Annotated in this window: 12 protein-coding genes and 2 pseudogenes; 1 reads left to right on the top strand and 13 read right to left on the bottom strand. The window is 71.5% G+C overall.

Annotated elements, in window-relative coordinates; translation table 11 throughout:
• Positions 1 to 90 precede the first annotated feature (90 nt).
• Positions 91 to 330, top strand: coding sequence for a hypothetical protein (locus tag D474_RS0124330; RefSeq protein ID WP_017616090.1), 240 nt, complete (start codon positions 91 to 93; stop codon positions 328 to 330).
• 61 nt (positions 331 to 391) lie between these two features.
• On the opposite strand, the gene D474_RS0124325 is transcribed toward D474_RS0124330, so the two are convergent.
• From D474_RS0124325 to D474_RS29945, 13 genes and pseudogenes are all read right to left on the bottom strand, one after another.
• Positions 392 to 1,396 carry a sugar phosphate isomerase/epimerase family protein gene (locus D474_RS0124325; RefSeq protein WP_017616089.1) on the bottom strand — a complete coding sequence of 335 codons (1,005 nt, stop codon included), beginning with the start codon at positions 1,394 to 1,396 and terminating at the stop codon, positions 392 to 394.
• Between the two features lie 44 nt (positions 1,397 to 1,440).
• Positions 1,441 to 2,841: an alkaline phosphatase family protein gene (locus D474_RS0124320; RefSeq protein ID WP_017616088.1), complete on the bottom strand. Its 1,401-nt coding sequence runs from the start codon at positions 2,839 to 2,841 to the stop codon at positions 1,441 to 1,443.
• A gap of 44 nt (positions 2,842 to 2,885) precedes the next feature.
• Positions 2,886 to 4,049, bottom strand: coding sequence for a metabolite traffic protein EboE (gene eboE / locus D474_RS0124315; RefSeq protein ID WP_017616087.1), 1,164 nt, complete (start codon positions 4,047 to 4,049; stop codon positions 2,886 to 2,888).
• The gene (locus tag D474_RS0124310; protein WP_017616086.1) at positions 4,046 to 4,918 is read right to left on the bottom strand and encodes a TatD family hydrolase; all 873 of its coding nucleotides are present in this window, start codon (positions 4,916 to 4,918) and stop codon (positions 4,046 to 4,048) included. Before D474_RS0124310 ends, eboE begins: the two co-directional genes overlap by 4 nt.
• Positions 4,918 to 5,553, bottom strand: a complete 636-nt coding sequence (locus D474_RS0124305; RefSeq protein WP_026118765.1) for an EboA domain-containing protein — start codon at positions 5,551 to 5,553, stop codon at positions 4,918 to 4,920. The genes D474_RS0124310 and D474_RS0124305 overlap by 1 nt, the downstream gene beginning before the upstream one ends.
• Positions 5,550 to 6,422, bottom strand: coding sequence for a sugar phosphate isomerase/epimerase family protein (locus tag D474_RS29955; protein WP_051051116.1), 873 nt, complete (start codon positions 6,420 to 6,422; stop codon positions 5,550 to 5,552). Before D474_RS29955 ends, D474_RS0124305 begins: the two co-directional genes overlap by 4 nt.
• Positions 6,419 to 7,297 (bottom strand): SCO3242 family prenyltransferase, encoded by an 879-nt coding sequence (locus D474_RS0124295; protein WP_017616085.1) that lies wholly within the window; start codon positions 7,295 to 7,297, stop codon positions 6,419 to 6,421. The genes D474_RS29955 and D474_RS0124295 overlap by 4 nt, the downstream gene beginning before the upstream one ends.
• Positions 7,294 to 8,448, bottom strand: a complete 1,155-nt coding sequence (locus tag D474_RS0124290; protein ID WP_017616084.1) for an inositol-3-phosphate synthase — start codon at positions 8,446 to 8,448, stop codon at positions 7,294 to 7,296. The genes D474_RS0124295 and D474_RS0124290 overlap by 4 nt, the downstream gene beginning before the upstream one ends.
• Before the next feature lie 54 nt (positions 8,449 to 8,502).
• Complete coding sequence (locus D474_RS0124285; protein ID WP_017616083.1) at positions 8,503 to 9,234, bottom strand: hypothetical protein; 732 nt, start codon at positions 9,232 to 9,234, stop codon at positions 8,503 to 8,505.
• Positions 9,235 to 9,317: 83 nt separating this feature from the next.
• Entirely contained in the window at positions 9,318 to 13,424 is a 4,107-nt protein-coding gene (locus D474_RS0124280) for a ThuA domain-containing protein (protein WP_040704391.1), read from the bottom strand.
• A 171-nt stretch (positions 13,425 to 13,595) separates the two neighbouring features.
• Positions 13,596 to 14,433 (bottom strand): annotated as a pseudogene (locus D474_RS29950) (sugar phosphate isomerase/epimerase family protein).
• The gene (locus D474_RS0124270) at positions 14,434 to 15,633 is read right to left on the bottom strand and encodes a substrate-binding domain-containing protein (protein ID WP_017616081.1); all 1,200 of its coding nucleotides are present in this window, start codon (positions 15,631 to 15,633) and stop codon (positions 14,434 to 14,436) included.
• 5 nt (positions 15,634 to 15,638) lie between these two features.
• Positions 15,639 to 15,929, bottom strand: a pseudogene (locus D474_RS29945) (ABC transporter permease); the annotation flags it as partial.

Genomic DNA, 15,929 nt, shown 5'->3' with positions numbered 1-15,929 from the left:
TCGGTACACCCGGGCCGCGATCGGCTCCTACGGGTCGGAGAGGTGAGGGAGAATGCCGGGGACGACCCCCAACCCCTCAGGGAGACCGGTATGTTCCGGATCGCCATCAGCCGCGTGGAGGACCGGCGGATCACCCCCGTCCGGCACGAGACCGCCGTCGCAGTGGACGAAGCGGTCCGTGCCGTGCACGCGTTCATCCCCGGGATGAGAGCCGATGCGATCTCCGGAGGCGACGTGCAGAGCTCCGTCAACCGGGTCAACGACTTCCGCCAGGACGTCACGGCCGGGGAGGGCGAGCGCTACCGCGTGGTCATCGCCCCCATGATGTGAGCACGCGGGCGCCCGGCGCCTCGGGCGGGCCGCCCCCGGACGGCCCGCTCGGCCACCGGCGTCAGTCCGAGGAGAACGCCGCGTCGAAGGAGGCCTCGGGCGGGTCGAACATGTTGGCGCGCACGAACCGCACCGCCTCGGCAGCACCGGTGAGCCGGTCCATCCCCGGGTCCTCCCACTCCACCGAGATCGGACCCTTGTACCCGATCGAGTTCAGCACCCGGAAGCACGCCTCCCACGGCACGTCCCCGCGCCCGGTCGAGACGAAGTCCCAGCCTCGGCGCGGGTCGCCCCAAGGCAGGTGCGACCCGAGGCGCGCGTTGCGCCCGCCCCCGGTCCGCATGCGGGCGTCCTTGCAGTCCACGTGGTAGATGCGGTCGCGGAAGTCGTACAGGAAACCGACCGGGTCGACGTCCTGCCACACCATGTGGCTGGGGTCCCAGTTGAGCCCGAACGAGGGCCGGTGCCCGACCGCCTCCAGCGCGGCCTGTGCGGTCCAGAAGTCGTAGGCGATCTCGGAGGGGTGCACCTCCAGAGCGAACCGCACCCCGACTTCCTCGAACACGTCCAGGATCGGGTTCCACCGGTCGGCGAAGTCCTGGTAGCCCGCCTCGATGACGTCGGCGCCCACCGGCGGGAACATCGCCACGTACTTCCAGTTGGCCGAGCCGGAGAACCCGACGACTGTGTCCACACCCAGCTTGGCTGCGGCCCGCGCGGTCGTACGCATCTCCTCCGCCGCACGCTGCCGCACACCCTCCGGTTCGCCGTCGCCCCACAGGCGCGAGGGCAGGATGTTCTGGTGCCGGTTGTCGATCGGGTCGTCGCAGACCGCCTGGCCGGCCATGTGGTTGGAGATCGCCCACGCGCCCAGACCGTGGCGCTTCAGGAGGTCGAGGCGGTCGCGCACGTAGTCGTCGTCCACGGCCGCGCGGGTGACGTCGAGGTGATCGCCCCAGCAGGCGATCTCCAGGCCGTCGTAACCCCAGGAGGATGCGAGCGAGCACACCTCCTCGAACGGCAGGTCGGCCCACTGGCCGGTGAACAGGGTGACGGGTCGGGTCATCGTGACCTCCGGGGTCGATGGGGGGGTGAGTGACCGGTGTCGGCTCAGGAGGGGGTCGGCCCCGCCGGGTCCGGCACCCCGACGAGGCCGAGCAGGAGGTCGCGCACCTCGGTGGCGGCGATGCTGTCCCGGACGGAGCCGGGGTCGGTGCAGATCAGGAGGGGACCGTCGTCGGGGTCCTCGGTGCGGCGCCCGTGGGTCCCGCGCACCGGCGACGGGTCCAGGGGGACGACGTTCATGGCGTAGCGCAGCCCGGCCTTCTTGCGGGCCAGGTTCGCGGCCGCCCGAGCCTTGACCAGCGGGTCCTTCGGGTCGAGGAAGAGCTCGGCCGGGTCGAAGCCGGGCTTGCGGTGGATCTCCACCCCGCGCGCGAAGTCCGGGGCACGCGCGTCGTCGAGCCAGTAGTAGTAGGTGAACCATGCGCCCGGCTCGGCCACCAGGGTCAGCTCGCCGGAGCGCTCGTGGTCCAGGCCGTGCTCTGCCTGCCCCTTCTCGTCCAGGACCAGGTCCACGCCCTCGACCCGTTCCAGGAGTCCGGCGACCGCAGGCACGTCCTGCTCGTCGCGCACGTAGACGTGGGCGCACTGGTGGTCGCTGACGGCGAAGGCACGGGAGGCCCACGGGTCGAGGTACTCCATGCCGGCCTGGGTGTGGACCTCGAGCAGGCCCGCCCGGCGCAGCTCCCGGTTGACGTCCACCGGGGTCGTGGCGGGGGTGATGCCGTACTCGCTGAGAACCACGACCCGCACGCCGGCGGCCTCGGCGTCGTCCAGCAGCGGGGCCAGCGCGGAGTCCATGTCCCGTGCCGCCTGCCGGGCCTGCGGGGAATCGGGGCCGTGGCGCTGCAGGTCGTAGTCCAGGTGCGGGACGTAGCACAGCGTCAGGTCGGCGCGCGGCATGAGCCGGCGGGTGGCTGCGACGATCCATTCGGTGGAGGCAAGTGATGCAGTCGGCCCCCAGTAGTTGAACAGCGGGAACGGGCCCAGCTCCCCGGTGAGCTCGCCGTGCAGCTCGGGCGGGCGTGTGTAGCAGTCCGGGGACTTGCGTCCGTCCGCGTGGTAGATCGGCCGCGGGGTGATGGTCCAGTCGGTGGTGGCGCCCATCGCGTACCACCAGCACACGTTGGCCACCTTCAGCCCGGGCCGGTGGCGGCGCGCGGTCTCCCACACCTTCTCGCCCTGCACGAGCCGGTTGTGCTGGCGCCACAGGTACACCTCGCCCAGGTCGCGGAAGAACCACCCGTTGGCGACGGCGCCGTGCCCGGCCGGGGTGCGCCCGGTCAGGAACGTGGACTGCACGGTGCAGGTCACCGCGGGCAGCACGGTGTCCAACGGGGCCTGCCACCCGCGTTCGGCCAGCGCGCGCAGTCGGGGCGCGTGCTGCAGGAGCTTGGGGGTGAGCCCGACCGCGTCGACCACGAGCAGGCGGGGTTCGGCTGAGGACATGGCATCCCTTCCGTCGGGGTGGGAAGCGGGGTCGGCTGTGGCGCTCACACGGGCTCCAGACCCAGGTCTGTGAGGCGGTCGCGGGCCCAGGCGATCTCGGCTGCGATCCCGGACACGAGGGCCTCCTCGCCTGCGGGCCGGCGGTCCTCCGGCAACACGGACCAGGTGTAGGTCTCCACCTCGACGTGGTCGGTCAGCGCCCGATCGCCCCCGAAGAGGTGGCCGAGCACGTCGGTGAGGTGGCCGTGGGTGATGCGCAGCGGCGGCCGGGCCTCGGCGTGCAGCGGCACGTGGAAGTGGGTGCGCCACGGCCCACGCGCCGGCAGGGGGTAGGGGCCGGCCAGTGCCTCGGGCAGGTCGTCGCGCCCGCGCGCCCGAACGCCCACGAGCTCGCGCGTCTGGTGCAGGAAACGGTCCTCGGCGAAGTCGGACAGCGCCTCTCGTGCCCGAGGGTCGCGCGGGTCGGCCACCTCGACGGCGGCGGAGGCCTGCGTCTTGACCACCGGGAGCCCAGCGCCGGCGAGCCGGTCCAGGGCGGGCCCGGCCTCCTCGAAACCGGTCGCGGTGTGGCAGGTGTCCAGACACACGCCCAGCTGCGGGGGTAGCCCGGACAGCAGACGGGCGGCGTCCCGCGTCGTCTCCACCACGCACCCCGGTTCCGGTTCCAGACCCACCCGGACGGGGGTTCCCTGCTCGTCGAGCTCGGCCAGCACCCCGGCGAGCTCGACGAGGTGGCTCCGCGCGCGTTCCAGGTGCCCCGCGTCCCAGGGTTCGCGCCAGGCCAGGGGCAGGGTCGACACACTCCCGCGCGCGGCGTCGTCGGGCATGAGGCGGGCCAGGACCCTGGCGCAGTCGACCGTGTAGTCCAGGCGCGCCCGCTCGGTCCAGTCCGGGTGGTAGACGCGGTGCTTGACCACCGGGTCCTGGAACCCGCGGTAGGGGAACGCGTTGAGCGTCACCGTCTCCAGCCCGGCCTCGTCCAGCCCGGCACGGAGCCGGCCGACCAGCGCGGGGTCGGCCGCGAGCTCCCGGGCCAGCGGCGCGGGCAGCCACAGCCCGAGCCCGAGGCGGTCGGCGCCCAGGCGCTCGCGCACCCCTCCGCCGAACACCCGGATCTGGCGCAGCACACCGTCCAGGTCCTCGGCGGGGTGCACGTTGGTGCAGTACCCCAGGTGGACGACGGTTCCGTCCCGGTGGCGCAACCTCACCGCGCACCCCCGTCCGGTTGGCCGCGCAGGATCGAGTTGCCCGAGAAGGTCTCCGAGATGTCGGCCGCCCCGATCTCGTCCAGCACCAGGCGGCCGCTCTGCCCGTAGAACTCCACCGGATTGTCCCACAGCACCCGCTCCGCCTCGGCCTCGGAGAAGCCCGCGGCGCGCATCGCCTCGCCGGTGCGCAGGGTGGTGAGGGGGTCGCTGTGGCCCCAGTCGGCCGCCGAGTTCACGATCATGCGCTCGGTGCCCCACTCCTGGAGGATGCGCACCATGCGGTCCGGGCTCATCTTCGTGTCCGGGTAGATGGAGAAGCCCATCGTGCACCCGGACTCGTGCACCATGCCGACCGTCGTCTCGTTGAGGTGGTCGACCAGAACGGTGCGCGGGTCGAGTCCCGACTCGGCGACCAGCTCGAGCGTGCGGCGGGTACCTGCGGCCTTGTCTCGGTGCGGTGTGTGCACCAGCACCGGCAGCTCGAACTCGCGTGCCAGCTCCAACTGGTACCGGAACGCCTTCTCCTCCTCCGCGGTCTGCGAGTCGAAGCCGACCTCGCCGACCGCGACGACCCCGTCCTTGGCCAGGTACCGGGGCAGCAGCTCCAGAACCCCGGCCAGCCGCGGGTCGTTGGCCTCCTTCGGGTTGAGGGCGATCGCGCAGTGGTGGCGGATACCGAAGCGTTCGGCCCGGAAGCGTTCCCAGCCGACGAGACCGTCGAAGTAGTCGCGGAACGAGCTCACCCCGGTGCGGGGCTGGCCCAACCAGAACGCAGGCTCCACCAGGGCGCGCACCCCGGCGTCGTACATGGCGCGGTAGTCGTCGGTCGTGCGCGAGGTCATGTGGATGTGCGGGTCGAAGATGCGCATCACGCCTCCGTGTTCTCGTCGGCGGGGGAGTGCCCCAGGACCAGGTGGACGTCGTCGGGCACCGGCCGTCCGGCGCGTTCGCGTTCCTCCGCGTAGTCGGCGCACATGCGCACCAGCTCACCGTCCACGCGCTCGGGCACACCCCGCACGCCGGCGAGGGGCACACCGGTGAACAAGCACTTGAGCACCGCCTGCCGCCACGCGTGGATGTCCAGCAGGTCGGTGGCCGGACCGCCCACGGCCGCGGCGACCAGGCGGGTGTCGTTGGTGCGCAGCGCGTCGGCCATGAGCTCGCGGGCGAGCGGGGCGGAGGCGGGGTCGAGCAGGTCGAGGCCGCGCAGCACGGCGCGGCGTTCCCCCGAGTCCCCGTGGTGGTAGAGGTCGGACATCTCGCCGGCGAAGGGCTCGGGCGCCTTCGCCGCAGCGCAGGCGTACAGGAGCTCGAGGCGCACGAGGTCCTCCAGGGTCGGGCCGAGTACCCCGTCGGGGTCGTCCGAGGGGCCCGATCCGCGTGCCACCCGGCGGGCGGCGGCGGGGAAGAGCACCGCGATGCGGTCGGGGCGCTCGCTGACCTGCGTGACCAGGTCGGCCAGCGCGCGGCGGGCGTCCTCGCCGGTCAGGAACCCGTCGTTCATCGGCCCACCCCCTCGCGGCGGGTTGCGCTGCGCACGTGGCCGACCATGAGCGCGTCGGTGAGGGCACGCATCGACCGCTCCGCCACGAGCGGGGCGGCGTGGCCGTGGCGCGGCAGTTCCACACAGGCCAGGCCCTGGTATCCGACGTGTTCCAGGGCACCCAGGACCCCGGGCAGGTCGATGTCGCCGTCGCCGAACTCGAGGTGGTCGTGCACGCCCGGGCGCATGTCGTCGAGCTGCACGTTGGCGATGAGTCCGCCCGCGCGGCGCACGGTGCCCTCGGGGCCGTCGGGTTCGTTGCAGACGCCGTGGCCCACGTCGACGGTGACCCGGAACCGGAGGGGAGACCCCAGCCGGGCGCGGAGCTCGAGCACGTCCTCGAGGCGTTCTGCGAACATGCCCGGTTCCGGTTCGAAGGCGCAGTCCACGCCGAGCTCCTCGGCGAGCGGGAGGACCTGCTCGACACCGCCGACCAACCGGGACCACCCCTCGTCCGGGCCCACCCCGGCCGGCAGGATCCCCGACCAGAAGGAGACCGCTTCGGCGCCCAGGTCGTGGCCGATGCGCACGGCCCGGCGCAGCAGTTCCACCCGCTGTTCCCGTCCCGTGCCCGAGACCAGGGTCGGCTCGTGCTTGCGGCGCGGGTCCATGAGGTAGCGGGCGCCGGTCTCCACCACGACCGCCAGACCCAGGTCGGACAGGCGCGTCCCGATGCGGCGGACCCGTTCGGCAGCGTCGTCGGCGAAGGGGTCCAGGTGGGGGTGGTCGAGGGTGAGCGCCACGCCCTCGTACCCGAGGTCGGCGATGATGGCCAGGGCGTCGTCCAAGCGGTGGTCCCAGAACCCGTTGGTGCCGTAACCGAACCTCATGTGATCGCCACCTTCCCGGACGCGGCCTTGGCCAGGGGAGCGCCCACCACCAGGCCGGTCGCGGTGCACGGGGCGCCCGAACGCGCCAGCAGCGCGGCCTGGAGCGGGATCATGCCCCGGATCCCCGTTCCCGTGGCGGCGCCGGCGTTGGCCGCGACGGGTCTCGCGACCGCGTGCGCCTGGGCCCGCCCCACCTGGGTGGCGAACACACCCGCGTACAGGCCGGACAGCACCTGGCCCCATGCGCCACGGCGCGTGGAGGGGCGGCCGGGGCCGGTCGGGGCGGCCGCCGCGGCGGCGCTTCCCACGGTGCACGCGAGTGCCCCCGCTGCCACGGACGGCCGTGTTCCGTACACCTCACCCCTGCTCAGGGACGTCACGCCGTAGGTGTGCGCGGCCATCACCAGGGCCGGGCGCAGTGCGGCGCCCGGGCGGTCGCCGGCGCCCATGAGCACGTCCAGGCCGCGGTTGACCGCCATACCGAGCGGTGCGAACCGTGTCGGTTTCAGCGCCAGGTCGTAACCCCACACGGTGGCGGCCAACGCGCTCGCCGTGATCGCGCTGTGCCGTCCGCCGCCGGCCGCGGCCACACCCACACCCGCTGCGGTGAGTCCCGCCGCGACCGCGAGGGCCTCGCCGGGGCGCACGGCGCCGGAGGGGATCGGGCGTTCCGGGCGTTCGACGGCGTCGAGCTCGCGGTCGGCGTAGTCGTTCAGGGCCATGCCCGCCCAGTACATGCAGGCCGAGGCCGCGGGCAGCGCCCACGTGCCGGGCCTGCTCAGGCGCCCGGCCGCGGAGGCGCCCGCCAGGGTGTCGCCGGGCACGCTCAGTGCCGCCGGCAGGCGCACCAACCGCGCCAGGTCCGTGAACCTCATGCCGTTCCTCCTTCGGGTGCGGACCAGGCGGTCAGCGCCTGCCACTGCTCCACCAGCCCGTGCACGTCGCTGTCGACGGGGTCCTTGAAGAAGAACCCGAACGCTGGGACGGGTCCCGTGGTCCCACGACCCAGGGCGAGCGAGGACAACCGGGCCAGGTCGAGCACCAACGGGGCAGCCAGCGCCGAGTCCTGCCCCGCCCACGTGAACTGGAGCGTCATGCGAGTGCCCAGGAACCCCTCGAACGAGACGTGGTCCCAGGCGGTCTTGGCGTCCCCCAGGTCGGGGACGAAATCGATGTGCAGCGGCCCCTCCACCGGACGGCCGAGCATGTGCTCCAGGCCCCGGGCCTTGCTGTCGGTCTTGCTCCCTGCGTGATCGGGGTCGGCCAGCGTCTCGCCGTCCCCACCGCCCAACAGGTTCACCGACGACCACGACCGCACCTGCAGGGCCCGCGCCGCGAACATCGGGGCGAGCGCGCTCTTGACCAGCGTCTCCCCGGTCTTGCCGTCGCATCCCGCCCACGGCAGGCCCTGCTGCTCGGCCAGTTCGCGCAGCGCCGGCAACCGCGGGCCGGTGTTGGGCGTGAACTCCACGAACGCACACCCCGCGCGCAGGGCCGCGTACGCGTAGGCGGAACTGGCCGGGATCCGTGCTCCGCCGGAGTCCAGCGCCGCCTCCAGGGCCGCCGGGTCCTCCTGTTCCGGATGGGCCTGCAGGCGCGCTTCGGTGCTGGTCAGGTCGACCACGACCGTGCGCTCCAGGCCCTCGCGCCCGGCGAACTCGCGCAGGTCGCGCTCCAGCCGGTCCACGTCCGCACGGGTGACCCGGCCCTCCTCGGGGGCCAGACCCGGACGCAGCGCACCCTCCACCTCCCCCAGACGGTCGGCGAAGGCCCCCGGCAGGTGAGCGGGCAGCACACCCGTACGGGCCAGTCGCTCGGCTGTCTTGCACAGGCGGACGTCCGACAGGTCGTGACCGCCGAAGACCAGCTCCTCGAGCCCGGGCAACCCCGCACCGTCGAACTCCGGGCGCGCGGTCACGCACCCCGTCGGCACGGCCGAACCCTCCCGCACCGCAAAGGCGCCCAGGACCGCGGTCGTGGCGACCGATCCGCGTGCCCCGAGCAGCCAGACACCTGTCCGCCCCATCTGTGGTCCCTCCTCGTGCGAGGCCCGGGGCACCGTGTGCCCCGGGACCGGTGCTCAGTGGTCGTGGCCCCCGCCCTCGACGGCGCCGTCGCCGTCCTCGGCGGGATCGGGTTCCAGGGCGCCGCTTCCGGGCGCCGCTGGCAGATAGAGGTGGACGTGGCCGTGGCCTGCGTCGATGCTCAGCACATCCAGTTGGGTCGCCGCCACCGACCAGGACTGCACCGCCTGGGTGCGCAGGTCGCCGGCGAGCTCGGCCATGTCCTCGCGCAGGCCGTCGTCCTCGGCCTCCAGTGCGTTGGCGTAGGCCGCCACCGAGGACCCGAGCAGGTCCACGGAGTTGGCCAGCCCGGCGTGGGCGATGTTGTAGTCGGTCTCGCCGGAGGGCACGTCGTCGAAGTGCCCGCCGGCCTCCTCGGCGGTCTCCAGCCAGCCCTCGAGCTCGTCGGGACCGGGGTCGTCGCGCCCGGTCTCCGAACCGTCCGTGGGTACGACCTCGTCGAGCGACTCCACCAGCGGGAGCAGCTCCTCGTGTGCCGCGCGCGTGTGGTGCACCAGTTCCTCGACCTGCTCCAGGTCGCGTTCGCCGGCCGAGGCCTCCAGTTCGGCGACCCGGCCGGCGTCCGGAGTGACCTCGTCGTCTCCGGCGAAGTGGAACACGACCGCGGCCACGACTGCGCCGACCGCCACGATCGCCCCGCCCGACAGCCACCAGGCGGACCGTCCGGCGGGCGTTGGCGAGACCTCCTCCGTCGTGTCGGGCGTGGACCGCCTCTTCTCGGTGGGCACCGTGACACCTCCTCCTGGGGGCCGGGAACTCGGAACGGGGAAGGGGGCGGGGCCGGGGACAGCCGGCCCCGCCCGTTCGGTCGTTACTCCTGCAGTTCCTGGACCTGCACGTCACGGAAGCGGACCTCGTCCTCGTCACCGTGGTTCTGCAGTCCGATGTGGCCCGAGGCCAGGTCCCGGTCGGGGTCCTCGCTCTCGAACTCGTTGACCAGCTCGCCGTTGATCCAGACACGGATCACGGGGTCGTCGACCTCGATCTCCATCGTGTTCCACTCACCGATCTCCGCCGGGTGGGAGTCGGCAGCCTGGAACTCGTAGATCGCCCCGGTCTGCGTGATCGGCTCCCCGTCCGGGGCGCCGTAGGGGTCGATCTGGACCTCGTAGCCCTCGTCGACGGCCACCCACGGGTCGTCGTCGGGGTCGGGGAATCCGACGAAGACACCGGAGTTGTCGTGCTCGTCCGGGGTCAGGAAGTCGAGCTTGAGCCGGTAGGAGTCGCGCTCCGTCTCGTGCCAGAGCAACCCCATGCCGCCGTCGGTCTGCAGCGCGCAGTTCTCGTCGTCCTCGACGACCTCGAACCCGCCCGGGCCGGCCTGGTTCCACCCGTCCAGGGACTGGCCGTCCCACAGCGCGGTGTAACCGTCGTCGACCTCGGGCGGAGCGCAGTCGGCGGGCTCCTCCGGTTCGGTGGCACCCTCCTCGACCGTGACGGTGGCCGACGAGGAGCTGCCGGTGTTGCCGTCACCATCGGTGGCCACGGCACTCACGGAGTACTCGCCCTCCTCCGGTTCGGTCCAGACCGCTTCGAAGGGGGACTCGTCGGAGGCGGCCACGACCTCGTCGTCGACGAGGAACTCGACCTCCTCGACACCGGCGTCACCGTGGTCGGCGACCTCCGCGGCCAGCGGGAGGTCCTCGCCGGCCTCGAAGGAGGCACCGTCCTCCGGGTTGGTCAGCTCGGCCTCCGGGCCCTCCTCGGGGTCCTCCTCCGGGGGCTCGTGACCCTCGATGACCGCCTCGAAGTGGTTGAGGTTGAACAGGCCCTCCTCACCGGGGTCGTCCCCGCTGAAGACCAGGTACAGCTCGAAGGTCTCCCCGGGGTCCTCGACCGGCATGGTGACGGTCTCCCAGTCCTGGCCGCCGCCGGTGGACTCCACGTCGACACTGCCGAGCACGTCCCCGTCGGGGGAGTCCTGGCGCGCCTCGATGGTGCCGCCGGAGCCGCTTGAGGCCACCCGGTACTCCATCTCCTCCACACCGGAGAAGTGGACCGGGTCGTAGGAGGTCCAGCTGCCGTCCTGGATCCCGGTCAGGTTGACCAGGCCGCCCTCGTCGTCCTCGGTGCTCTCGGTCGCGACGTTCTCGCTGTCGGAGAAGTACTGCGCCTGGGTCCGCGCGGGGTTCAGGCGCAGCCCGTCGGATCCGGTGAGCGGGGGAGCGTCCCCGGCACCGGAGTCGGTGTACTCGGCCTGGAGCACCCAGAAGATGTTCATGTCGTGCCCGTGGCCGCCGTCGGTCTCGGTCTCGGTCACCCCTTCGCAGGAGTCGTACTGGGTCCACGGGTGCGCGTGGTCGTCATGTCCCAGCGACGAGGTGACCTCGACGTCGTCGCAGTCGATGCCGTCCCCGATCGAGCCGTCCTCGGCGTCCTCCACCGCGGCCTCGAACGGGATCTCGTCGCCCCAGTGGAAGTACTGGCCGTCCTGCGGGGCGTCGAAGGAGACGTCGGGCTGGGAGTTGCCGGCGGTCACGCTCGTGGTGGCGACGCCGGTGGCGCCCTCTTCGTCGGTCACGGTCAGCACGACCGTGTACTGGCCCTCCTCCTCGTAGGTGTGGGTGGGCGCCGCCTCGTCGGAGGTGGTGCCGTCGCCGAAGTCCCACTCGTAGGCCATGTCGAGTCCGCCGGGGTGCTCGGACCCTTCGGCGGAGAACTCGATCTCGAGGGGGACCGGACCTGAGGTGGCGCTGCTCTCCAGGTCGGCCACGGGTGTGTCACCCGAACCCGTGTAGTCGATGCGCGAGATCGCCGAGTCGGGGGCGCCTCCGAAGTAGCCGGAGCCGTACTCCAGCACGTACAGCGAACCGTCCGGGCCGAACTCCATGTCCATGGGGTTGGCCAGGTCGATGTCGTCGACCGTCTCGGTGATGTCGAGGAGTTCGCCCTCGTCGTCACGGTGGATCTGCTTGATCCACTTGCGGTCCCACTCGTACATCAGCGGGATGCCGTCGTAGTACTCGGGCCACTTCGTGTCGGAGTCCAGCTCGGGGTCGTACTCGTAGGCCGGCCCGCCCATCGGGGAACCGGAACCCTCGCCCAGGTGCGGGAACTCCTCGGACTCGTCGTAGTCGTACCAGATCATCGCGGGGGTGACCGGGGGCAGATCGGTCAGCCCGGTGTTGCGCGGGGAGTCGTTGACCGGGGCGTCGCAGTCGAAGGGTTCCCCGGAGACCTCCTCCTCGTAGTCGTAGTCGACGTAGGGGAAGTTGTTGCCGATGCAGTACGGCCACCCGATGTTGGCCGGCTCGTCGATCGCGTGCCAGGTCACCGTGTTCTTCGGCCCGCGGTCGGGGTCCTCCTCGATGGCGTCGGGGCCGTAGTCGCCCAGGTAGACGGTGCCGTCCTCCTGGTCGACGGAGAACCGGAACGGGTTGCGCAGACCCATCGCGTAGATCTCCGGACGGGTCTCCTCGTCGCCGTACTCCTCGGGCGGGAAGAGGTTGCCGTCGGGGATCGAGTACCCGCCGTCCTCGTCGACGTCGATCCTGATCAGCTTCCCGCGCAGGTCGTTGGTGTTGCCGGAGCTGCGCTGGGCGTCGAAGGCGGGGTTGCGGGTCTCGCGCTCGTCGATGGGCGTGTACCCGTCGGAGTCGAACGCGCTCGTGTCGTCGCCGGTGGACAGGTACAGGTTGCCGTCGGCGTCGAAGTCGATGTCGCCGCCGACGTGGCAGCACATACCGCGGGTGGCCTCGACCTCGAGGACGACCTCTTCGCTGTCCAGGTCGAGGGTCGGGCCGTCCTCGCCGTCGACCAGCTGGAACCGGGAGAGGTTGTTGTGCGCCTCGTACGGTTCGAACTCCTCCGGGTCGCCGTCCGAGGGCGCCTCACCCGGTGGGACGTCGTCGATCACGGGTGCGTAGTAGGCGTAGACCCAGCCGTTCTCCTCGAAGTCGGGGTCCACGGCCACGCCCTGGAGCCCGTCCTCGTCGTGGTTGTACACCGGGATCTCGGCGATGGTCTCGGTGGCGTAGGTCTCGGGGTCCCACAGGCCCACCTCGCCGTCGCGCGCGGTGTGCAGGGCACGCCCGTCCGGCAGGACCGCCAGACCCATGGGCTCGCCCATCTGCTCCTCGCCCTCGGCCAGCGTGACCTTCTCGAAGTTGTCCCACTCCGTGGCGCCGCAGTCGCCCTCGGCCGCGCCGGCCGCCCACTGGATGCCGCCGAGCAGGTGGTCGGCGAACTCGGGTTCGGAGAAGGACTCGATGGTGTGGCCGCCGCCGGTGTACCAGGACCGGCCGCCGTCGAACTCCTGACACCAGGCGATGGGGTGGTCCCAGCCCATCTGGCCGGCCGGGTCGACCTCGTCCTCGTAGGACTCCTCGTCCAGGCCCGCCAGTACGTGCACGTCGCCCCGCGGGGACAGGTCGAAGTCGTACCACTCGTCGTGGCGTTCCCACAGGGCCGGCAGGCCTTCGGTGGAGGGGTGCACCTGGTCGTTGACCATCACCTCGGCGTCCTGCGTGCCGGGCGGATGGCTGGCGAAGTAGGCGCCGACGAGGTCGCCGTACCAATCCCAGTCGTAGTGGGTGTCGGAGGCGGCGTGCACACCGGTGTACCCGCCGCCGTCCTGGACGTAGTCCTCGAATGCGGCCTGCTCGTCCTCGTCGAGCACGTCACCGGTGGTCGAGAGCCAGATGACGGCGTCGAATTCGGCCAGGTCCTCCTCGTTGAAGACGGAGGAGTCCTCGGTGTGCTCGGTGGTGAACCCGTGTTCGTCGGCCAGCTCCTCGATGAGGGAGACGCCGTACGGGATCGAGTCGTGCCGGAAGCCGGCGGTCTTGGAGAAGATCAGGGCGTTGAACGAGTCCTGGTCGGTCTCCTCCTGCGCGTGCGCCACGGGCGCGGTCAGCCCCATGGCCAACGCGACGCCGGACACCAGCGCGCCCAGTCGTAGTAACGGTCTGTGGAACATGCAGAACCTCACCTGGGGGTGGGAGTGAGTCGATGAGTTCCGTGCGGCGTGCCGGCGCCGACGGCAGGATCCCCGGTCTTCCGGGCGGGGCCCGGTATGGCTGTGACCGGGTTCGTCGGGGTGTTCCTGCTATCAGGGTCGGGAAGCGGGGGTGGCCGCCTCATCGGTGCATCAGTCCACAGGGGCTCCTCTCGTCGGGTCAGGGACATCGGGTGCACGGTCGTGCAGCCCTCTCAGGAACGCCAGGCCGTCGACNCGAGGGGCCGCCATACGGACGCGGCCGCGGCGATGCTGGCATTGTCAGAAGTGAAGGATTCGATGACTAGGGGGCCCGAGTAACCTGTTCTGTCCAGTGCGGTCACGATGCGTGACCACTCCAGGTGATCTGTGCCGGGGGTCCCACGATCATTTGCGCAGACCTGGACATGCCTGAGCATTTCGGATGCTCGCTCGATGGCATTGGCGATGTCCGTTTCCTCGATATTGAGGTGGTACAGGTCCAGCGCCAGACCGCAGTGCTCGCGGGGCAGTCCGGCCAGGGCCTCGACCGCCTGATCGACGGTGTTCAGCACGCTGGTCTCGTACCGGTTCAGGGGTTCCACCGCCACTGCCACCCCCGCGGCCGAGGCGTGCTCGACCACGGGGGACAGCGCCTCGGCCAGCTCGCCGGGCAGGCCCGCCCGCTCGGCCGGGGACAGGCGCCAGGTGCGGCCCACCGAGGCGTAGGCCGGGCCGGCGACGACCGGTGAACCCACCGTCTCCGCCGCGTCCACGACCCGCCTCAGGTAGTCGCGCGTCGCGGTGCGTGTGGGGGAGTCGGTGAGGACCAGCTCACGGCCCGGGCTCATGACCAGGACCACCGTCGCCGACAAGCCCAGGCCGTCCAGCAGGGTGCGGGCGCGCCGGGGGTCCCAGTCGCCGGTGTTNNGCGGGGGGGGAGCCGCTCCAGCGCGGCGTCGGTCAGCGGCGACTCCCAGACCCAGGTGTTGACCCCCAGCGCGCGTTCCATCTAGCGGTCCTCCCACGCCTCGGGGAAGCCCGGAAGGTCCTGGCCGCCGAAACGGGCGTAGTGCAGGGACGGCATCCCGGAGTTGACCTCGAGCAGCTCGTCGCGGGTCTCCTCGGTGACCGCCTCCTGCGGCAGCACCCACTCCTCGGGCACCTCCTCGCCCTGCAGGATCATGTTCGCGGCAAGGACCGGCGTGCGCCACTGGAAGTTGGAGTAGACCGGGGCGATCGCGTCCAGTTCCTCCTCCTGCCACTTGCGCATGAAGCTGAGCTCGTCCTCGCCCGAGACCACCGGGTACTCCTGGCCGGCGTCCTCGAACGCTTCCAGGCCCGCCACGGCCCCGTCTCCGGCGTCCATCCAGATGCCGTCGATCGTGCCGCGCTGCAGGTGCTGGGAGACCAGGTCCTTGATCTGGGCCCCGTCACCGTCGGTGAACTCGTAGCCGATGATGTCCAGGTCGCTGTCGTCGAAGACGGCCTGCGCGGCCGCCCAGCGGTGCTCCAGCGAGTCCACGCCCGGCAGGATGCGCAGCGCCAGCACACGCGAGCCCGGTTCCAGACTGTCGACCAGGAACTCGGCCGCGTCCGCGCCGTAGGCGTAACCGCCGATCGGGTGGATGAAGGTGACAGCGCAGTCGGTGTTCACGCCGCGGTCGAAGACCACGACCGGGACACCGCTCTCGCAGGCCGTCTCCACCGCCGGGGTCATGGTCGCGGTGGTCGACGGCGAGATGATGATGGCGTCGCAGTCACCGGAGTCCACGAACGCCTGGATGTCGGAGATCTGCTGGTTGTCGTCGTCGGAGGCGTCCGAGACCCGGAAGTCGCCGATCTCCCCGGCATCCTGCAACTCCTCCACCTGCTGCTCCATCGTGATGAAGCCGGTGACGCGCCAGGGGTTGGACACCGAGGCGTTGGAGAAGCAGACCGTGGCCTCGCCGGGGTCGTCGAACTCCCACTCGGAGGTGTCGATCCACTCCGGTTCGATCGCCTGCATCCAGGGTTCGTCCTCGGGGCCCTCCGGCTCGATGTCGCGCTGGGCGAGCTGGCGGTCGAACTCCTCCTGGTCGAACCACTCCTCCTCGGGGGTCAGGTCGGCGCCGTTGCCGTCGGCGGCGCCGTCCGAGGCGTCACCGGTACAGCCGGACAGGACGAGGGCCAGGCCGGCGGCACCGGCCAACAGCACGCGGGGAACGTGCATGGTTCTTACCTCCTCGAAGTGCCGAGCGGGCGCTCGGTCGGGTGTCCGGGTCGCCGTCGCAGGCGCTCCGGTAGTCGCAGGTCGCCGCGGCGTGATGCGTAGGAGACGGCGGCGATGATGATGAGCCCCTGCACGGTCGGTTGAATCGTCGCCGGCAGGTAGAGCTGCGTGAACAGGGTGAACAGAGCCTCGACCGTGAGCGCTCCCAGGACGGCTGCCACGACCGTGCCGCGGCCTCCGCCCAGGACCACCCCGCCGAGCACCACGGCGGTGATGGCGGTGAACTCCAGCCCCTC

This window comes from Nocardiopsis salina YIM 90010 (assembly GCF_000341025.1).
GTDB lineage: Bacteria > Actinomycetota > Actinomycetes > Streptosporangiales > Streptosporangiaceae > Nocardiopsis > Nocardiopsis salina.
Note: the sequence above shows the minus strand (reverse complement) of the source record. Positions and strands in the feature narration are given on the sequence as shown.